General features: G+C 70.8%; 13 protein-coding genes. 7 read left to right on the plus strand and 6 right to left on the minus strand.

Annotation, left to right across the window (positions count from 1 at the left end):
• Positions 1-111: 111 nt before the first annotated feature.
• The gene (locus N2041_RS05220; protein ID WP_297676530.1) at positions 112-993 is read right to left on the minus strand and encodes a VOC family protein; all 882 of its coding nucleotides are present in this window, start codon (positions 991-993) and stop codon (positions 112-114) included.
• Positions 994-1,086: 93 nt separating this feature from the next.
• Here N2041_RS05220 and treS point away from each other — a divergent pair, with 93 nt between their 5' ends.
• From treS to N2041_RS05250, 6 genes are all read left to right on the plus strand, one after another.
• Positions 1,087-4,413 (plus strand): maltose alpha-D-glucosyltransferase, encoded by a 3,327-nt coding sequence (treS, locus tag N2041_RS05225; protein WP_297676532.1) that lies wholly within the window; start codon positions 1,087-1,089, stop codon positions 4,411-4,413.
• Positions 4,410-6,314, plus strand: a complete 1,905-nt coding sequence (gene glgB / locus N2041_RS05230) for a 1,4-alpha-glucan branching protein GlgB (RefSeq protein WP_297676533.1) — start codon at positions 4,410-4,412, stop codon at positions 6,312-6,314. The genes treS and glgB overlap by 4 nt, the downstream gene beginning before the upstream one ends.
• A 53-nt stretch (positions 6,315-6,367) precedes the next feature.
• A complete protein-coding gene (locus tag N2041_RS05235) occupies positions 6,368-7,624 on the plus strand; it encodes an MFS transporter (protein ID WP_297676535.1) in 1,257 nt (418 codons plus the stop codon).
• Positions 7,625-7,781: 157 nt separating this feature from the next.
• Positions 7,782-8,729 (plus strand): ABC transporter permease, encoded by a 948-nt coding sequence (locus N2041_RS05240; protein ID WP_297676537.1) that lies wholly within the window; start codon positions 7,782-7,784, stop codon positions 8,727-8,729.
• Positions 8,729-9,661, plus strand: coding sequence for an ABC transporter permease (locus N2041_RS05245; protein ID WP_297676539.1), 933 nt, complete (start codon positions 8,729-8,731; stop codon positions 9,659-9,661). The genes N2041_RS05240 and N2041_RS05245 overlap by 1 nt, the downstream gene beginning before the upstream one ends.
• Before the next feature lie 56 nt (positions 9,662-9,717).
• Positions 9,718-11,427 carry an ABC transporter substrate-binding protein gene (locus tag N2041_RS05250; RefSeq protein ID WP_297676541.1) on the plus strand — a complete coding sequence of 570 codons (1,710 nt, stop codon included), beginning with the start codon at positions 9,718-9,720 and terminating at the stop codon, positions 11,425-11,427.
• A 95-nt stretch (positions 11,428-11,522) separates the two neighbouring features.
• On the opposite strand, the gene N2041_RS05255 is transcribed toward N2041_RS05250, so the two are convergent.
• From N2041_RS05255 to N2041_RS05275, 5 genes are all read right to left on the minus strand, one after another.
• Complete coding sequence (locus tag N2041_RS05255) at positions 11,523-12,065, minus strand: methylated-DNA--[protein]-cysteine S-methyltransferase (RefSeq protein WP_297676543.1); 543 nt, start codon at positions 12,063-12,065, stop codon at positions 11,523-11,525.
• Positions 12,062-14,344 carry a transglutaminase domain-containing protein gene (locus tag N2041_RS05260; RefSeq protein ID WP_297676545.1) on the minus strand — a complete coding sequence of 761 codons (2,283 nt, stop codon included), beginning with the start codon at positions 14,342-14,344 and terminating at the stop codon, positions 12,062-12,064. The genes N2041_RS05255 and N2041_RS05260 overlap by 4 nt, the downstream gene beginning before the upstream one ends.
• The gene (locus N2041_RS05265; RefSeq protein WP_297676547.1) at positions 14,332-15,582 is read right to left on the minus strand and encodes a DUF58 domain-containing protein; all 1,251 of its coding nucleotides are present in this window, start codon (positions 15,580-15,582) and stop codon (positions 14,332-14,334) included. The genes N2041_RS05260 and N2041_RS05265 overlap by 13 nt, the downstream gene beginning before the upstream one ends.
• Positions 15,583-15,591: 9 nt before the next feature.
• Positions 15,592-16,542 carry a MoxR family ATPase gene (locus N2041_RS05270; RefSeq protein WP_297676549.1) on the minus strand — a complete coding sequence of 317 codons (951 nt, stop codon included), beginning with the start codon at positions 16,540-16,542 and terminating at the stop codon, positions 15,592-15,594.
• Between the two features lie 85 nt (positions 16,543-16,627).
• A complete protein-coding gene (locus N2041_RS05275) occupies positions 16,628-17,242 on the minus strand; it encodes a TetR/AcrR family transcriptional regulator (protein WP_297676551.1) in 615 nt (204 codons plus the stop codon).
• Positions 17,243-17,400: 158 nt separating this feature from the next.
• On the opposite strand from N2041_RS05275, the gene N2041_RS05280 reads away from it, so the two are divergent.
• Positions 17,401-19,563 carry an MMPL family transporter gene (locus N2041_RS05280; RefSeq protein WP_297676552.1) on the plus strand — a complete coding sequence of 721 codons (2,163 nt, stop codon included), beginning with the start codon at positions 17,401-17,403 and terminating at the stop codon, positions 19,561-19,563.
• Positions 19,564-19,581: the final 18 nt, after the last annotated feature.

Below are 19,581 nucleotides of genomic sequence, written 5' to 3' on the forward strand. Positions count from 1 at the left end.
TATGCTCCCGCCCCTGCGCGAAGCGGAGGGGCTTCGATCAGGTTTTCGCCCTAGGGGGAAACCCCTACGGGTGCATCTCGGGGGAAGGGAGGTTGCAGGCGCGGGGACGGCTCAGCCGGCGTATTCGAGGAGCTGCATCGCGACGCCGCCGAGCTCGGCGGCAGGGATGGTGGTCCGGCGGGTGCCGGGGATGACGCCGGGCGACGGCGGCGGGCAGGTGAAGCCGCGCTCACGGGCGAGGTCGGCCGCGGCTTCGAGCGGGCCGGCGACCTCCCAGGCGGCGACGGGCAGGAGCGCGGCAGGGCGGCCGGCGAGCGGGCTGGCATCGCCGGCGGGGGCGAGGAGTTCGATCACGGCATCGCCGCAGCGGAGCTGGCGGATGACCATGCCGGGGGCGGTGATTTCGCCGGCGACGACGAGGCCGAGGAGGTCGACCCATGCGCGGGTCGCGGCGTCGAGGTCGGGGGCGAGGACCGCGAGGTGGTCGAGCCGGGCAAGCGGGAAGCGGTGGTCGAAGCGCCCGAGGCCGCGGGAGCGTTCGAAGCGGGCCTCGAGGCCGCCGGGGTAGTCGACGAGGAGGACGGGGAAGGGGATGGCGGAGAGGCCGGCCGCGAGGGCGGCATCGACGAGGAGGCGCCCGTCCTCGGCGCGGACGCCGGCGCGGTCGATGGCGGCGCCGGCGGAGGCGAGCGGCGCGAGGGCGGCTTCGAGCGGGCGGTCGACCGTGAACGCGATGGCCGCGAGGCCGCCGCCGTGGGCGGCGATGTCGGCGTAGACGGCGCGCGAGGCGGGGAGGGCGGCCGGGGCTTCGACGGTGAGGAGTTCGAGGTAGACGAAATCGGCGGCGGAGCGGCCGATGAAGGCGGCGCGGTTGGCGGTGCCGCGGCCGGTGTGGACGGTGCGCGGCGTGAGCGCGAGGCCGAGCCGTTCGTACGCTTCGGCGGCGTCGAGGGAGGGGACGGGGGCGACGAGGTGGTCGATGCGCTGGAGCATTCGGGGCAGTTTACCGGCGGAGTTGGTCCGGGGCGCGGGCGTCGGGGAAACTGAAAGGGCCGGCCGCGCGTTGTGACCGGCGCAGGAGGTCCGATGACCCGGGCGACGGCTTCGCGCGCGGAACGTTCGGCGGTGCTCACGGGCGACCCGCTCTGGTACAAGGACGCGGTCATCTACGAGCTGCACGTGCGGGCGTTCCACGACGGGAACGGCGACGGCGTCGGGGATTTCGCGGGCCTGACGGCGAAGCTGGACTACCTGCAGGAGCTGGGCGTGACGGCGGTCTGGCTGCTGCCGTTCTACGAATCGCCGCTGCGGGACGACGGGTACGACATCGCCGACTACCGGAAGATACACCCGGCCTACGGGACGCTGGCAGAGTTCAAGACGTTCCTGCGGGAGGCGCACGCGCGGGGGCTGCGGGTGATTACCGAGCTGGTCGTCAACCACACGAGCGACCAGCACCCGTGGTTCCAGCGGGCGCGGCGGGCGCCGAAGGGGAGCGCCTACCGCAACTATTATGTCTGGAGCGACACGGCGGCGGAGTACGCGGACGCGCGGATCATCTTCAAGGATTTCGAGCGGTCGAACTGGACGTGGGACCCGGTGGCGGGGCAGTACTACTGGCACCGCTTCTATTCGCACCAGCCGGATTTGAACTTCGAGAACCCGCGGGTGCGGCGGGAGATCATGGACGTGGCGGACTTCTGGCTCGAGCTGGGGGTGGACGGGTTCCGGCTGGACGCGGTGCCGTACCTGTTCGAAGCGGAGGGGACGACCTGCGAGAACCTGCCGCCGACGCACGCCTTCCTGAAGGAGCTGCGGGCGCACGTCGATGCGAAGTTCCCCGGGCGGATGCTGCTGGCGGAGGCGAACCAGTGGCCGGAGGACGCGGTGGCGTACTTCGGGAACGGGGACGAGTGCCACATGGCGTTCCACTTCCCGCTGATGCCGCGGCTGTTCATGTCGGTGCGGATGGAGGACCGGTTCCCGACGACGGAGATCCTGGAGCAGACGCCGCCGATCCCGGAGACGTGCCAGTGGGCGCTGTTCCTGCGGAACCACGACGAACTGACGCTCGAGATGGTGACGGACGAAGAGCGGGACTACATGTACCGGGTGTACGCGGCGGAGGACCGGGCGCGGGTGAACCTCGGCATCCGGCGGCGGCTGGCGCCGCTGCTGGCGAACAACCGGCGGCTCATCGAGCTGCTCAACGCGCTGCTGTTTTCGCTGAACGGGACGCCGGTGATCTACTACGGCGACGAAATCGGGATGGGAGACAACATCTACCTCGGCGACCGGGACAGCGTGCGGACGCCGATGCAGTGGAGCGCGGACCGGAACGCGGGGTTCTCGCGGGCGAACCCGCAGAAGCTGTACCTGCCGGTGATCATCGACCCGGAGTACCACTACGAATCGGTGAACGTGGATGCGCAGCAGGCGAACCCGTCATCGCTGCTGTGGTGGATGCGGCGGCTGATCGGGCTGCGGCGGCGGCACCCGGCGTTCGCGCGGGGGAGCCTGCAGTTCGTGGAGTGCGACAACCACCGGGTGCTGGCGTTCGTGCGGGAGTACGCGGGGGAGCGGCTGCTGGTGGTGGCGAACCTGTCGCGGTTCGCGCAGGCGGCGCACCTGTCGCTCGGGGCGTACGCAGGGACGGAGCCGGTGGAGCTGTTCGGCAACGGGCGGTTCCCCCGGGTGGGGAGCGAGCCGTACTTCCTCTCGCTGGGGCCGCACTCGTTTTACTGGTTCGAGCTGGCGGCGCCCGGCGCGGACGGACGGGCGGAGCCGGTGCTGCCGGAGATCGCGGTCGACGTGAGCCCGGAGGAGGTGTTCGACGGGCGGCGGGCGGCGCTGGACGCGGTGCTCGCGGAGTACGTGCCGGCGCGGCGCTGGTTCGGCGGGCTGACGCGGCGGCCGCGGCGGGTGCGGGTCGCGGACCGGGTGCCGCTGCGCGCGCGGGGGCTGCCGCCGACGGCCTTCGCCGTGGTGCTGGTGGAATATGAGCAGGGAGAGCCGGACCAGTTCGGGCTGCTGCTCTCGCTGGTGCCGGAGGGGCGGAGAGGCGGGGTGGAGGCCGCAGCCGGGTGGGCGGTCGCGGCCGAGATTCGCAACGCCGCGGGCGAGCGGTGGCTGCTGGTGGACGGGCTGGCGCTGCCGGAGGTGTGCGGCGCGCTGCCGGGGCTGTTCCGCGCGCGGACGCGGCTGGCGGGCGAGCGGGGCGGGCTGGTGTTCGTGCCGGAGCCCGGCGCGCGGTTCAACGGGGTCGAGGGCATGCCGGTGCTGGGCCGGGCGGAGCAGAGCAATACCTCGGTGCACTACCCGGGGCAATTCGTCTTCAAGGCGATCCGGCGACTCGAGCCGGGGGTGCATCCGCAGGTGGAGCTGGGCGAACTGCTGGCGAAGACGCCGGCGGCGGGCATGGTGCCGCGGCTCGCGGGGTACGTGGAGTACGTGCGGGACGGAGCGCGGCCGGCGGTCGCGGCGGTCATCGAGGCGGCCGTACCGCACCAGTACGACGCGTGGACGTTCGCGACGGAGCAGCTGGAGCGGATGCTGGAGGAGGTGGCGGCGGCGCGGCTCGAGGCGCCGAAGGTGAGCGAGGCCGACCATCCGCTGGAGCTGGGGCCGGCGCCGGAGGGGCTGGCAGGGTTCGCGGGGGGATGGCTCGAGTTCGCGGAGACGCTGGGGCGGCGGACCGCGGAGCTACACGCCGCGCTCGCGGGCATCGCGCACCCGGACTTCGCGCCCGAGCGGTACACGCCGTTCTACCAGCGTGCGCTGGCGCAGGGCTTCCGGGTGCAGGCGCGGCGCTCGCTGCGGGCGCTGCGGCGGTGCCTGCCGACGCTGAGCGCGGAGGCGGTGGCGCTGGCGGGGCTGGTGCTGGAGAAGGAGCCGGCGCTGCTCGAGCGGCTGCAGCAGGTGGCCCGGCGGAAGCTGGAGAGCCTGCGCATCCGGTGCCACGGCGACCTGCACCTCGGGCAGGTGCTGGTGAACGGGCGGGAGCCGGTGTTCATCGACTTCGAAGGCGAACCGGCGCGGTCGCTGGGGGAGCGGCGGCTGCGGCGCTCGCCGCTGCGGGACGTGGCCGGGATGGTGCGGTCGTTCCACTACGCGAGCCGGGCGGGGCTGCGGCAGGTGGTCGAGGGGCACGCGGCGGGGACCGGGACGGACCTCGAGCGGTGGGCGCTGGCCTGGTACCTGTGGACGAGCCGGGCGTATCTCGACGGGTACTTCGCGGCCGCGCGGGCGAACGGGCTGCCGGGAGGCAGCGACGAAGAGCACCGGTTCCTGCTGGACACGTTCGTGCTGGACAAGGCGTTCTATGAGCTCGGGTACGAGCTGGACCACCGCCCGGACTGGGCGGAGATTCCGCTGCGGGGGCTGCTGCTCGCAGCGGCGCAGGAGGGATTGTGAGCAGGAGCGATGGCGAGACGGCGTTCGGCGAGCAGGACCTGTACCTGTTCAACGAGGGGAACCATGCGGGCCTGTACCGGTTGATGGGGGCACACCCGTGCGAGCAGGGCGGCGCGGCGGGCGTCCGGTTCGCGGTTTGGGCGCCGAACGCGCGGGAGGTCGCGGTCGTCGGCGACTTCAACGGCTGGCGGCCGGGCGCGAACCCGCTGCGCTGCCTCGGCGCTTCCGGGGTGTGGGAAGGGTTCGTGCCGGGCGCGAAGCCGGGCGACCGGTACAAATTCTGGCTGAAGAACCGGGAGACGGGGGAGGAGCTGTGGAAGGCCGACCCGTTCGGGTACCGGGCGGAGGTGCCGCCGGCGACGGCGTCGGTCGTGGCGGACCTCGCGTACGCGTGGGGCGACGGCGACTGGATGCGGCGGCGAGGGGAGGTGAACCGGCATGACCGGCCGATGGCGATCTACGAAGTGCACCTCGGGTCGTGGCGGCGGGGGCCGGGCGGGGAGATGCTGACGTACCGGGAGCTGGCGCCGCAGCTGGCGGAGTACGCGGCGGCGCACGGGTTCACGCACGTCGAGCTGATGCCGGTGATGGAGCACCCGTTCTACGGGTCGTGGGGCTACCAGGTCACGGGGTATTTCGCGCCGAGCAGCCGGTGGGGTTCGCCGCAGGACTTCATGTTCCTCGTGGATACGCTGCACCAGGCGGGCATCGGGGTCATCCTGGACTGGGTGCCGTCGCATTTCCCGGATGATGCGTTCGCGCTGGCGCGGTTCGACGGGACGCACCTGTTCGAGCACGCGGACCCGCGGCGGGGGTACCACCCGGACTGGGGGAGCCTCGTCTTCAACTACGGGCGGCACGAGGTGCGCTCGTTCCTGCTGAGCAGCGCGATGTTCTGGCTGGACATGTACCACGCGGACGGGCTGCGGGTGGATGCGGTGGCCTCGATGCTGTACCTCGACTATTCGCGGAAGCCGGGCGAGTGGGAGCCGAACGTCTTCGGCGGGCGGGAGGATCTCGACGCCATCCGGTTCCTGCGGCGGCTGAACGAGACGGTCTACCTGCTGGCGCCGGGGACACAGACGGTGGCGGAGGAATCGACGGCGTGGCCGATGGTTTCGCGGCCGACGTCGATGGGCGGACTGGGGTTCGGCTTCAAGTGGGACATGGGGTGGATGCACGACACGCTGCTGTACTTCGGGCACGACCCGGTGCACCGGAAGTGGCACCACAACCTGCTGACGTTCCGGGCGCTGTACGGGTTCACAGAGAACTTCGTGCTGGCGCTCTCGCACGACGAGGTGGTGCACGGGAAGGGGTCGCTGCTGGGGAAGATGCCGGGCGACGACTGGCAGAAGTTCGCGAACCTGCGGCTGCTGCTGGCGTACCAGTGGACGCTGCCCGGGAAGAAGCTGCTGTTCATGGGGCAGGAGTTCGGGCAGTGGTCGGAGTGGAACCACGAGCGGGAGCTGGAGTGGCACCTCGCGGGGTTCGAGCGGCACGCCGGGCTGGCGCGGCTGGTCGGCGACCTGAACCGGCTGTACCGGGAGCTGCCGGCGCTGCACGCGACGGACCACGACCCGGCCGGGTTCGAGTGGATCGACTGCACCGACGCGGAGCAGAGCACGCTGAGCTTTTTACGGCGGTCGCCGGACGGGCGGCGGGAGGTGGCGGTGGCGCTGAACTTCACGCCGGTGCCGCGGGTGAGCCACGTCATCGGCGTGCCGCACGGGGGCACGTGGCGGGAGGTGCTGAACACCGATGCGTCGGAGTACGGGGGGAGCGGGATGGGGAACCTCGGCGGCGTGGAGGCCGAGGCGGAGCCGGCGCACGGGCGGCCGTATGCGCTGCGGATCGTGCTGCCGCCGCTGGGGGCCGTGGTGTTCGCCCACGACGAATGAGCCCCGGGGGCGGCCGAGCGCTTCATCGAACGTTAACGTAGACTGGCGGGCCGATGGCCCGGGAAGCAGCCGCAGCAGCAGAGGTCCCCGCGGCGGGGATTTCGCGCAATCCGTTCACGGTGGCGAAGTACCGGGCGTGGTGGTTCGCATCGGTCGCGGCGGGGATGGGGGTCGGCATCCAGGCGGTGACGGTGCCGCTGTTCATCCGGGACCGGGTGGCGGAGGACCAGCGGGCGGCGGCGATCGCGGCGGCCCTCATCTGCCAGACGCTGCCGGGGGCGGCGCTGGCCCTGCTGGGCGGGGTGGTAGCGGACCGGGTGGAGCGGCGGCGGGTGCTGGTGCGGACGTACCTCGTGGCGGCGGCGGTCTCGCTGGTGTACGTCGCGCTGGCGGGCCTGGAGGTGCGGGCGGTGTGGCCGGTCTTCTTGCTGGCCGCGGTCGTTGGCTCGGCGGGGGCGTTCACGAACCCGGCGCGGCAGGCGATGATGCCGCAAATCCTCGCGCAGCCGCAGATCCAGAACGGCGCGATTTTCGGGACGCTGGCGTTCATGGCGACGCTGCAGTTCGGCGGGCCGACGTTCGGCGGGCTGGCGGCGGATTTCCTCGGGCTGACGGCGGCGTTCGGGGCCGAGGTCGTGCTGCTGGCGCTGGCCTCGCTGCTCTTCTGGCGGATCGCGACGGACCGGCCGGTGCCGACGGGGCGGAGCGTGCGTGCGGACCTCGTCGAGGGGCTGCGGTACGTGCGGCGGGAGCCGACCCTGCTGGGCATCCTCGCGCTGGGGACGGTGCCGGGCGTCCTCATCATGGGGCCGTTCGCGGTGACGATCGTGTTGATGGTGGAGGACGAATTCCGGGCAGCGGACCGGTGGGTGGGGCTGCTGTGGGGGGCGTTCGGGGCGGGCATCGTGGCCGGGTCGCTGCTGCTGAGCGCGGTGCGGGTGCGGCGGCGGGGGCTGCTGCTGGCGAGTTCGCTGGTGTTCGGGCCGGCGTTCACGCTGGCGTACGGGCTGGCGCCGAACCTGGGCGTCGCGATGGCGTGCCTCTTCGCAGCGGGGGTGCTCGGGCCGGCGGTGTTCATCAACTTCGCGGTGGCGCTGCTCCAGGAGCAGGCAGACCGGGCGATGATGGGCCGGGTGATGAGCATGTACGGGCTGGCGTTCACGGCGAGCGTGCCGGCGGGGTACTTGCAGGCGGGCATCCAGGCGAGCGCGTGGGGGCCGCGGGCGACGGTGGTTTCGAGCGTGGCGCTGTGCATCGTCGTCGGGCTGCTGGCGATGGCGTTCCTGCGGCCGGTGACGCGGCTCCGGTGAGCGGAAACGCCGGGTGAAGCGAGCGGCGTTCGTCGGTTAGACGGGTCGGAACTATCGGCCCGATAGACCTTGACGATTGATCCCGGGCTTTCCAGAATGCCGCAATCCCCGGGCCAGCCGCCCGGCCGGCCCCTACCGGGGAGACAAGGCAGGGGGCATGGGACAGTACCTCGCCAAGCGCGTGCTGCTCGCGCTCGTCGTCCTGTTCGTCATCAGCATCGTGGTCTTCACGGCGGTGCGGATGATCCCGGGGGACGTGTGCAAGATCGTGCTGAACACGCCGGACGTGGACGAGGCGCAGTGCCAGGCAATCCGGGAGGACCTCGGGCTCGATAAGCCGCTCGTGACGCAGTACCTCGTGTACATGGGCGGGGTGCTGACGGGGGACTGGGGGACGACGATCATCAGCAAGCGGGACGTTTGGACGGAAATCCGGACGCGGATCCCGCTGACGCTGGAGCTGACCATCCTGAGCACCTTCTTCGCGCTGATCGTGGCGATCCCGATCGGGGTGATCAGCGCGGTGCGGCAGGATTCGGCGCTGGATTACGCGCTGCGGGTGCTGTCCATCGGCTGGCTGAGCATCCCTGGCTTCTGGCTGGGGACGATGCTCATCGTCTTCCCGGCGAAGTGGTGGGGATATGCGCCGCCGGTGGGGTACGTCGACATCTGGGAAGACCCGCTGAAAAACCTCGAGCAGCTGTACCTGCCGGCGATTTCGCTGGGGCTGGCGCTGAGCGCGAGCCTGGCGCGGGTGACGCGGAGTTCGATGCTGGAGGTGTTCCGGCAGGACTACATCCGGACGGCGCGGGCGAAGGGCCTGCGGGAGCGGATGGTGGTGCTCCGGCACGCGCTGAAGAACGCGATGATCCCGGTGGTCACGCTGTTCGGGCTGCAGTTCGGGGTGCTGCTGGGCGGGACGGTGGTGCTGGAGAACATCTACAGCCTGCCGGGGCTGGGGCTCCTGACGTTCACGTCGGTGACGATCAAGGACTACCCGCAGGTGCAGGGACTCGTGCTGTTCTTCGCGGCGGTGCTGGTGACGATCAACCTGCTGGTCGACCTGAGCTACGCGTGGTTCGACCCGCGGATCAGGTACGCGTGATGAGTGCGGAAGCGGTATCGGCGGCGCCAGTGATTGCGGGGGCGCTCCCCCGGCGGCCGGGCCGGCTGGCGCGGCTGTGGCGGATTGCGCGGCAGAAACCGCTCGGGGCCGCGGCGGGGGTCGTGTGCATCCTGCTGATCCTCGTGGCGATCGGGGCGAACGTGATCGCGCCGCAGGCGGCCGACGCGGTGGACCCGGTGAAGAACCCGCGGCTGCAGCCGCCGAGCCTGAGCCACCCCTTCGGGACGGACAACCTGTTCCGGGACATGTTCAGCCGGGTGATCATCGGGAGCCGGATTTCGCTGGGCATCGGGTTTGCGGCGGTGGCGATCGGGACGGTGCTGGGGACGCTGCTCGGGATGGTGGCGGGATTCTTCCGGGGGTGGGTGGACATGCTGGTGAGCCGGGCGATCGAGGTGGTGCTCGGGTTCCCGCCGCTCGTGCTGGCGATCTTCTTCCTGTCGATTTTCAACCCGGAGCGGGGGTACAGCCTGCGGTCGTTCCTCATGGTGAGCCTGGCCATCGGGATCATCATCACGCCGACGACGGCGCGCATCGTGCGGGGGGCGGTGCTGAGCATCCGGAACCTGCAATACGTCGAAGCGGCGGAATCGCTGGGGAACGGGCCGGTGCGGATCATGTGGCGCCACGTGCTGCCGAACGTGGCGGCGCCGATCATCGTGATCGCGAGCATCCAGGTCGGGAACGCGATCCTGGCGGAGGCAGCGCTGAGCTTCCTCGCGCTGGGCATCGCGGATGCGGCGCACCCGAGCTGGGGCGGGATGCTGCAGGAGATGCGGCAGGTGTGGCTCGAAGCGTGGTGGACGGCGGTAGTGCCGGGGGCCGCGATCAGCATCGCGGTGCTGGCGTTCAACCTGTTCGGGGACGCGCTCCGGGATGTCCTCGATCCAAGATTGCGTCAATCGTCGTAATAGATACGGGGAATCGCAGCGCCCGCTGCTTCCAAACCAGGGGAAAGGACAGAACCATGGAGAAACGGGACAACTACTGGCTTCGGCGAAAGCTGAGCCGCCGGACCGCGCTGCGCGGGACGGCACTGGCCGGGGCGGGGGCCGCGACGATGGCGCTGGTGGGGTGCGGCGGCGGGGACGATGATGACGGCGGCGGGAGCGGGCCCGGGCTGCTGCCGACGGCCGCGGCGACGCCGACCCCGGCGAAGCAGCCGAAGCCGGGCGGGAGCCTGACCTTCCAGATCTCGTCGCCGCCGCCGAGCCTCGACCCCTACACGCAAACGTCGTTCGTCGCGGCCTACAACCACGGGTTGAGCTACTCGAAGCTCTTCCGGTTCAAGGCGGGCACGCCGGACGTGGCGCCCGCGGACAACTCCATGGAGCCGGACCTCGCGCAGGCGATGCCGGAGCAGCCGGATACGCTGACGTTCATCGTGAAGCTGAAGCCGAACGCGAAGTTCCACAACGTCGCGCCGGTGAACGGCCGGGCGGTGACCTCGAAGGACATCGCGTACGCCTACAACCGGTACAAGACGTACGAGAAGTCGGTGCACAAGACGGGGCTGGCGTTCATCGACAAGGTGGAGACGCCGGACGACCAGACGGTGCGGATCACGACGAAGCAGCCGTACGCGGACCTGGTGTTCTACCTCGGCGGCAACCTCGGGGCATGGATTTGCCCGCAGGAGTGGGCCGAATCGCAGGACGTCGCGACGAAGATGATCGGCTCGGGGCCGTTCCTGCACACGGAGTTCAAGACGGGCGTGAGCCTGAGCTACAAGAAGAACCCGGACTACTTCGACAAGCCGTACCCGTACTTCGACGACGTGACGGCGCTCATCGTCACGGACCAGGCGAAGCGGGTGGCGGACTTCTCATCGAAGCAGGTGAACCTGACGTGGCTCTTCCTGCCGACGGAGCGCGACCAGCTGAAGGCGGCGCGCCCCGACGCGAAGTTCGAGGAGACGCAGGGCATCGGCGGGTACATCTACCTGCGCACCGACAAGCCGCCGTTCAACGACAAGCGGGTGCGGCAGGCGATTTCGATGGCGCTCAACCGGAAGGCGATCCGGGACGCGATCTCGAAGGGCGAGGGTGTGCCGGAGCAGCTGTACCACGTGGGCTACCCGTGGGCGCGGCAGGTGAAGGACCTCCCGCAGGCGAAGTACTGGGAGTACAACCTCGCGGAGGCGAAGAAGCTGCTCGCGGCGGCGATCGGGGAAGGCAAGACCATCGACACGACGTGGGAGCACGCTGACGCGGCGATCTACACGCAGGCGTACGTGGACACGGCCACACTCGCGATGGCACAGCTGAAGCAGCTGGGCATCAACATCACGCCGATCGTGAAGCCGTACGCGCAGTACATCTCGACGACGTACCAGGGGCAGTACGAGGGGATGGGCCACAGCCCGCGGGCGGTGGCCTACTGGCTGGACTTCGTGACGGAGCGGTTCACGATGAAGCCGCAGCGCGGCCGCATCAACCTCTCGTACGTGAACGACCCGAAGCTGGAGGACCTGATGGACAAGCAGCGCGGGCAGTTCGTCTGGGAGGAGCGGCTGCAGACGGTGCGGCAGATCGAGGAGCACGTCGCGGAGGAGCAGTACGAAATCTACTTCTCGACGGACACCCGGACGTACTTCTGGGATGCGAACATCGAGAACTACCGCCCGACGGCGTGGTTCCCGTACACGCACCTGATGAAGGCCTGGCGGGACGCCTGAGCCGAGGGCGGCCAGCGAGCCGCCGCCACGAAGGGAGGGGGTGCCGCGGACCGGCACCCCCTTTCGCACCTGGCCGGGAGCAGGGGACGCGCCGCTCAGGGGAGGAGCGGGGCGGGGAGGGCGCCTTCGAGTTCGAGGAGGCGGCGCTTCATGGCGAGCCCGCCGGCGAACCCGTGGAGTGAACCGTCGGCGGCGACGACGCGGTGGCAGGGAAGCCAGAGGGGGACGGGGTTGGCGCCGATGATGGCGCCGGCGGCGCGCGCGTTGCCGCGGCCGAGCCCGGCGGCCTCGGCGAGCCAGCCATAGCTGCGGACCTCGCCGGGCGGGATGGCGCGGAGGGCGAGGAGCACACGCCGGGAGGCCGCGGGGAGGTCCGGGGGAAGGTCGACGGGGAAGCTGCCGAGGGCTGCCGGGTCGCCGGCGGCGTAGGCGGCGAGGCGCTCGAGCGCGGCCGCGAGGAGGGGCGGCCGTTCGGCGGGCTGGGCTTCGACGGCGCCGAATGCGCGGAGCTCGCCGAGGCAGGCGTCGCGGGTGCGGTGGAAGAGGGTGGCGCGCCGGATGCCGGCCGGGCTGACGGCGACGCCAGCCCAGCCGAGCGGCGTCTCGACGGCGGCGGCAGGGAGGACCGGTTCGCTCATGGCCGGGGCTTTTTGCGGCCGAAGAGCCGGCCGAGGAGCGCGCCGCGGAGCGAGCGGTAGGAGGCGGCGGCCTCGGCGTCGTCGACGCGGTGCTGGTCCGGGCGGGCGTAACGGGATTCTTCGTAGGCCTGGCTGAGGCGGATGGCGGGCTCTTCGCGCTGGATGGTGCGCCCGAGGCGGCGCGACCATTCGCGCGGGGTTTCGGGGGCGCGCGGGCCGAGGCCAGCCCAGCCGGCGAGGCGCTGGGTGTGGGCCCAGAGGCGGGCGCGCTCATCGAGGCCGGCGAGACCCCAGTTCCAGGCGACGCGCAGGCCGACGGCCGCGGCCGCGACGAGGGCGAGGATGCTCAACGGGATGATGACGAGCAGCCAGTTGAAGCGCTGGTTGATGACGGGGTCTTCGGCGAGGGCCTCCTGCACGGGACCTGCGCCGCCGGTCGGGTCGAGGTAGTCGGGGCCGAAGAGCTCTTCGAGCGAGGGTTCGACGAACGGGTCGGAGGGGACGAGGGGCTGGCTGAGGCCGCCGGCGCCGCCTTCGGGCCGGTCGGAGGTCGGGTTGAATTCCACCCAGCCGTAGGAGGGGAAGAAGACTTCGACCCAGGAGTAGGCGTCGCTCTTCCGGACGGTGTAGAGGGTCTCGTCGCCAGAGCCAGGGGTGAGGACGTAGCCGACGGCGACGCGGCAGGGGATGCCGGCGGTGCGGAGCATGACGCACATGGCGGAGGACTGGTAGTCGAAGTAGCCGCGCTTGAGGTCGAAGAGAAGGAATTCGACGGCGTCGCGGCCGGGCGGCGGCGCGGGCACGGCGAGGTCGTAGGGGAAGGAGCGGAGGTAGGCTTCGATGGCCTTGGCCTGCTGGTAGGGAGTGCGGGCGCCGGATTCGGCGATGATGCGGCGGGTTTCGTCGCGGACGGACTGGGGGAGCGAGTTGGGGAGCTGGAGGTAGCGCTCGGCGACCCAGTCGGGGTAAGCGGTGCCGGCGGCATCGAGCTGGGCAGCGGTAGCGGTCGAGACCGAGCCGAAGCTGTTGTAGGTGTCGTCCGGGCCGAGGGCGACGCGGCTGCGCATGCGTTCGATGTCGCCGGCCTGGCCGGGGGCCGTGTCGACCCGGGTATCGAGATTCGCCGCGAGGGGGACGCCCGGGGTGAGGATGGTGCTCTCGGAGGAGAGCAGCTTGACGCGGAGGATCGCGGTGGTGCGGGCTTCGTAGGTGGCGGAGCGGGCGTCGACGGCGAGTTCGCGGGCGTCGACGCGGGCGGAGTCGCGGTCGCCGGCTTTCCAGCCGTTGCCGGTGTAGACCTCGTAGCTGGTGGCGCGGAGGAGGCCGGCCTGGGCGCTGTTCACTTCGAAGAGGCGCTTCGAGCCGAGGGTGACATCGCCCTGGATGGGGAGCGTGTTGCCGAAGGTGTGGAGGTTGGCGCCGCGGCGGGAATCGATGTTGTGGAAGAGGCGGACAAGCTGGTCGGACTGGGAGGTGAAGGGCCGGGCGAGGGTATCGAAGACGGATTCGGCGGCCTTCGCCTGGTTGCCGAGGGGGAGCCACCATGCGAGGACGACGAGGGCAGCGGCGACGGCGACGGTGAGCTGGATGAGGCTGACGGAGATGAACTCGGGGTAATCGACGCCTTCGGCGCGCCAGCGGGCGAGGTGCTTCTGGAGGTGGACCCGGGAGATGAGGACGATGGCGCCGAAGAGGAAAACGACGAAATCGCCGGTGGGCTGGCCATCGAGGAAGGAGATGTTGGTGAGGAGGATGAAGCCGCCCGGCAGGAGGGCGAGCCAGGCGTTGTGCCAGCGGAAGAGGCACCAGGCGGCGAGGTAGGCGGCGAGCCAGGTGGTGCCCTGGACGAGGGTGACGAACGGGAGGTTGTCGTTCGAGATGTCGCCGGCGCGGACGACGTGGAACCATTCGACCATGCGGACGCGGAAGTCGGCGAGGCGGTCGGCGAGGGTGGGGCCGTCGGCGTAGGTCTGGGCGACGAGGACGACGACGACGGCACCAGCGAGGAGGCCGACGGGGTGGATGGCGAGTGCGTGGAGCCGGGTGCGGGCGGTGAGCATGCCGATGGCGAGGCCGGCGAGGACGGTCGGGATGAAGGGCGGCATGCCGTCGACCCAGTTCGCCTGCTCGAGGGAGTGGCCGATGGCGACGAAGGTGATGACGGCGACGGCGAAGGTGAGCCAGTCCTCCCAGCTCATGACGACGCGCGGGAGGTTGAGGGCGACGGACCCGGCGCTGCGGACGGGCCCGCGCTCGATGGTGGGGTTCAGGCCTGCCATGCGCCACCTCCTGCGCCGGCCGGGCCGAGGGCGACGGAGAGGTCATCGCCGCGGCGGACGACGTAGGTGAGGATATCGGATGCGGTGAGCTGCCCGTAGAGGAGGAGCGGCGAGCGGTCGCTTCCGAAGGTCGAGGGGTCGACGAGGACGACGGCGGCGCGGACGCCGCGCTGGGTGAGGGACTGGATGGCGGTGAGCCAGTGGTCGTCGGTGGAGGCGGTGACGATGATGAGCGTGGTATGGCGGCCGAAGCGACGCTGCTCCTCGAGGAGGAGGGCGCCGAGGGGGGCATCGCCGACGGCGCTGGCGGTCGCGAGGGTTTCGAGGATGCGGGTGAGCTGGTTTTGGCCCCGCTCAGGTTCGAGGATGCGGAGGTCGCGGCCGAACTGCATGAGCCCCGCGGGGCGGTTGGCGACGATGTAGTGGCGGGCGACGCTGGCGGCGATGCGAACGGCGTACTCCTCGGTGGAGTCGTCGCCGGAGCCGGCGTGGACGCGGCGTTCGAGGTCGAGGATGACCCAGATGTCGGAGGCGGGGTCGAGCTCGAAGGTCTTGACCATGAGTTCGCCGGTGCGGGCGGTGGAGCGCCAGTGGATGCGGTTGAAGGCATCGCCGGGGGCGTATTCGCGGACGCCGGCGGCGTTCGGTGTGACGTAGTGGGTGCGGCGGCGGAAGCGGCCTTCGCCGGGGAGGTTGGCGGGCGGCGCCTGGAAGTGGGGGAGCTCGACCACCGGAGGGTAGACGAGGATTTGCTGCGCTTCGCCGAAGGTGCGCGTGCGGCGGAAGATGCCGAAGGGGTCGACGGCGGTGACGGTGAGCGGGCCCCATTCGTACAGGCCGCGGCGGAGCAGCGGGGTGGTCACCATCCAGTTGCGGGAGCGGCGCGGCGGGATGGTGACGATGCGGCGGGAGCGGTGGCCGGGCAGGCCGGAGGGGTCTTCGATTTCGAGCCAGACTTTCGGGAGGAAGGAGGTGTTGCGGACGTCGATGACTTCGAGGGCTTCCTGGCCGACCTGGGCGCGGGCGGTGCGCCGGTCGGCAGCGGCCTCGAGGTTGCGCGTGTTCCACCAGGTGTAGAGCCAGGCGAGCGGGAGGACGAGGGCGATGATGTAGACGAGGCGGAAGAGGAGCCAGAAGCCGGTGGCGAAGGCGACGAAGACGGAGACGGCGAGGATGGCGAGGACGAGGGCGAGGGTGCGCCGTTCGGGAGCGATGGCCGCGCCGATGAGCCGCCGCACGGTGCCGCCTCAGGCGCGGGCGCGGGCCCCGGGAACGGGGACGCGCTGGAGGCACTGGGCGATGACGTCGGCCTGGGTGACGCCTTTGACCTTGGCGCCGGGGCTGACGATGACGCGGTGGGCCAGGGTGAAGACGGCGAGGTCCTTGACGTCGTCGGGGATGACGAAGTCGCGGCCTTCGAGGAGGGCTGTCGCCTGGGCGGTGCGGAAGAGCGCGAGGGAGCCGCGGGGGCTGGCGCCGAGGTAGACGGCCTCGTGCTCGCGGGTGGCGTTGGCGAGCTGGACGATGTACTGCTTGATGAGCGGGTCGACGTAGATTTCGCGGACAGCGCGCTGGAGCTGGAGGATTTCGTTGGCGTCGGTGACCTGCTGGAGGGCTTCGATGGGGTGGCGGGTCTGCTGGTTATCGAGGACGAGCACCTCGTCGGTGGGGGAGGGGTAGCCGAGGTACATGCGGATGAGGAAGCGGTCGAGCTGCGCCTCGGGGAGGGGGAAGGTGCCCTCGTATTCGATGGGGTTCTGGGTGGCGAGGACCATGAAGGGCTGGGGCATGCGATAGGTGACGCCGTCGACGGTGACCTGCCGCTCCTCCATGGCTTCGAGGAGGGCGGACTGGGTCTTCGGGGTGGCGCGGTTGACTTCGTCGGCGAGGACGACCTGGGCGAGGATGGGGCCGGGGCGGAATTCGAAGTCGCCGGTCTTCTGGTTATAGATGGAGACGCCGGTGACGTCGGAGGGGAGGAGGTCCGGGGTGAACTGGATGCGGCGGAAGGTGCAGCCGGTGGAGACGGCGATGGCGCGGGCGAGCATGGTCTTGCCGACGCCGGGGACGTCTTCGATGAGCATGTGGCCGCCGCAGATGAGGGCGGTGACGGCGAGGCGGATTTCGCGGGATTTGCCGACGATGACGTGTTCGACGTTCTGGATGATCCGCTCGGCGACGATCCTGGGGTCTTCCACGAGGCAGGCTCCGGAGGGGCGAGTGGCGGGGCGGGGCGGCCCGCCGGGGTTGACGGGATTATAGCGCCGGGGAATAGGGGGCCGGTTAAGTCCCTTTCGGAGCGAGGGCGGCCGGCAGCTCGACGCCGGGCGCGAGGAGGGCGCGGAGGACGAGGTCGACGAGGCCGCGCTGGAGGCGGGGCGGGAGGGGACCCGGCCCGACGCTGAGGACGAGGAGGGGGTCGGCGGCGCCGGCGACGAAGAGGCGGGCCGCTTCGGGGTCGAGGTCGCGGCGGAAGACGCCGCGAGCGATGCCGCGTTCGATGGCGCGCTGGAGGCGCGGCTCGGCGAACCAGCTGAGGACCTGGCTGCGGATGGTCTCGAAGGCGGGCGCAGCCATGAGGTCCATGGCGAGCGGGGCGGTGCGCGCGAAGGTCTCGGCGAGGACTTCGACGTAGCGGGCGACGACTTCGACGGGGTCTTCAAGGGCGAGGACGGCGTCGAGGGCGGCCGAGGTCTCGGCGACGATATCGGCAGCGACGGCGGAAACGAGGTCGGATTTGGCGGGGAAGTTGCGGTAGACGGTGCCGATGCCGACGCCGGCGCGCTCGGCGAGCTGCCGCATTTCGACGGCGGTGCCGTGCTCGAGGAAGAGGAGGCGGGCGGCATCGATGATGCGCTCCCGGTTTTGGCGGGCGTCGGAGCGTTCGGCGCGGGACATGCGATAGAGAACTCCGAGGGGGAGGATAGCGGAAATGCCTCTTGATCGGAACCGGAGTTCCGTTTCACACTCGATTACGTGCTTTCCGGCGGCGCGCGGCATCGCGGCGCGGCTGGCGGAGGCGATTCGCCGGCTCGGTCCGGCTGGAGGGTGTGGCGATGCCTGGCCTCGAACGATGGGCGCGGCTGATGTACCGGCGGCGGTGGTGGGTGCTGGGGGCGTGGGTTCTCATCCTCGCGGTGATGGGCGGGCTGGCGCGGAGCATCGGCGGGGAGTTCCAGACGGAATTCACGCTGCCGGGTTCGGAATCGCAGCGGGCGAACGACCTGCTCAAGGCGCGGTTCCCGGCGCAGGCGGGCGGCGAGGCGGACCTCGTGTTCGAGGTGCCGACGGGCATCGAGGGGGCGCGGGACCGGATCGAGGCGGTGCTGGCGCGGGTGCAGGCCGAAGTCCCGGACGTGGCGGCGATCGAGTCGCCGTTCGACCGGCCGGGATACATCTCGCCGGACGGGACGATTGCGCGGGCGGTGGTGCGGTTCCAGTTCGACGCGGACAAGGTGCCGCACGAGACGGCGGTGGCGCTCATCCGGCTGGCGGAATCCGAGACCGGGCCGGGGTTCACGGTGGAGCCGGGCGGCCGGGTGGTGCAGTTCAACGAGCAGACGGAGTTCGGCTCGGAGATTTACGGGCTGATCGCGGCGGTGTTCATCCTGCTCATCGCGTTCGGCTCGGTGGTCGCGATGGGTGTGCCGATCGGGGCGGCGCTCTTCGGGCTCGGGACGGGGCTTGCGGTCATCACGGTGGCGGCGCGGTGGGTCGGCTTCCCGGGCTTTTCGTCGCAGTTCGCGGCGATGATCGGGATCGGCGTCGGCATCGACTACAGCCTGCTGGTGGTGACGCGGTTCCGGGAGGCGATCCACGCCGGGCGGTCGGTGGAGGAGGGGGTCGTCGAGGCGGTGGTGACCTCCGGCCGGTCGGTGATGTTCGCCGGTGTGGTGGTGGCGATCGCGTTCCTCGGGCTGTTCGTCATGGGGCTGCCGTTCGTGGCGACGCTGGCGACGGCGGGGGCGGTGGTGGTGCTGGTGGCGGTAGCGATCGCGGTCTCGCTGACGCCGGCGCTGCTGGCGGTCTTCGGGAACCGGGTGGATGCGCTGCGGGTGCCGTTCCTGCACCAGTCGGAGGGCATCGACCCGCGGAGCCCGTGGTTCCGGCTGAGCTGTGTGATCCAGCGGCACCCGTGGCCGTTCGCCATCGTCACGGGCGGGCTGCTCGTGGCGGCGGCGCTCCCGATTTTCTCGATGCAGCTCGGGTTCACGGATGCCGGGAACCGGTCGCCGAGTTCGCATTCGCGCAGGGCGTATGACCTCATCGCGAAAGGGTTCGGCCCCGGGACGAACGGGCCGCTGCTCATCGTGGCGGACGTGCGGAACGGGAACGGCGGCCTGAGCCGGGCGGTGGAGCTGCTGCGGGAGACGCCGGGGGTGGCGGCCGTGACGGAGCCGGTGCTCAACCCGGCGGGCGATACGGCGGTCATCACGGTCATCCCGACGACGAAGCCGCAGGACCACGCGACGACGGACCTCGTGCACCGGCTGCGCGAGGACGTGCTGAAGCGGGCCGGGACGAACGGCGACCGGTACTACGTGACCGGGGTGACGGCCGGGCAGATCGACGCGAGCGACCGGATTTCGTCGCGAATGCCGTACCTGTTCATCGGCGTCATCGGCCTGAGCTTCATCTTGTTGACGGCGATGTTCCGGTCGGTGGTCGTGGCGGCGAAGGCGGCGGTGATGAACCTGCTCTCGATCGGCGCGGCGTACGGCGTGGTCGTCGCGGTGTTCCAGTGGGGCTGGTTCGGCGAGCTGATCGGCGTCGGGACGGGGCCGATCGAAGTCTTCCTGCCGATGATGATGTTCGCGATCCTGTTCGGGCTTTCGATGGACTACGAGGTGTTCCTCATCAGCCGCATCCGGGAGGAGTACCTGCGAACGGGGGACACCGCGGAGGCGGTGGCGAACGGCCTGACGGCGACGGCGCGGGTCATCACGGCGGCGGCGGCGATCATGGTGACGGTGTTCCTGGCGTTCGTGCTCGGGCCGGAGCGGGTGATCAAGGAGTTCGGGCTGGGCCTGGCGACGGCGATCCTCGTGGACGCCACGCTGGTGCGGATTTTCCTCGTGCCGTCGACCATGGAGCTGCTGGGCCGCTGGAACTGGTGGATGCCGGCGTGGCTGGACCGGCTGCTGCCGAACCTGCACCTCGAGGGGCCGCCGGCCGGGGCGGGCGACCTCGCCGGTTCGCCGGCGCACGGGGGCCGCTGACCGGCGCAGGCGGCGCGC

Source organism: Tepidiforma sp. (assembly GCF_026419595.1).
Lineage (GTDB): Bacteria > Chloroflexota > Dehalococcoidia > Tepidiformales > Tepidiformaceae > Tepidiforma.

What these genes read in the sequence shown, in the direction of transcription:
- N2041_RS05220 (WP_297676530.1), bottom strand. Translation starts at nt 993, where the DNA reads ATGCTCCAGCGCATCGACCACCTCGTCGCCCCCGTCCCCTCCCTCGAC.
- treS (WP_297676532.1), top strand. Translation starts at nt 1,087, where the DNA reads ATGACCCGGGCGACGGCTTCGCGCGCGGAACGTTCGGCGGTGCTCACG.
- N2041_RS05235 (WP_297676535.1), top strand. Translation starts at nt 6,368, where the DNA reads ATGGCCCGGGAAGCAGCCGCAGCAGCAGAGGTCCCCGCGGCGGGGATT.
- N2041_RS05240 (WP_297676537.1), top strand. Translation starts at nt 7,782, where the DNA reads ATGGGACAGTACCTCGCCAAGCGCGTGCTGCTCGCGCTCGTCGTCCTG.
- N2041_RS05245 (WP_297676539.1), top strand. Translation starts at nt 8,729, where the DNA reads ATGAGTGCGGAAGCGGTATCGGCGGCGCCAGTGATTGCGGGGGCGCTC.
- N2041_RS05250 (WP_297676541.1), top strand. Translation starts at nt 9,718, where the DNA reads ATGGAGAAACGGGACAACTACTGGCTTCGGCGAAAGCTGAGCCGCCGG.
- N2041_RS05255 (WP_297676543.1), bottom strand. Translation starts at nt 12,065, where the DNA reads ATGAGCGAACCGGTCCTCCCTGCCGCCGCCGTCGAGACGCCGCTCGGC.
- N2041_RS05260 (WP_297676545.1), bottom strand. Translation starts at nt 14,344, where the DNA reads ATGGCAGGCCTGAACCCCACCATCGAGCGCGGGCCCGTCCGCAGCGCC.
- N2041_RS05275 (WP_297676551.1), bottom strand. Translation starts at nt 17,242, where the DNA reads ATGTCCCGCGCCGAACGCTCCGACGCCCGCCAAAACCGGGAGCGCATC.
- N2041_RS05280 (WP_297676552.1), top strand. Translation starts at nt 17,401, where the DNA reads ATGCCTGGCCTCGAACGATGGGCGCGGCTGATGTACCGGCGGCGGTGG.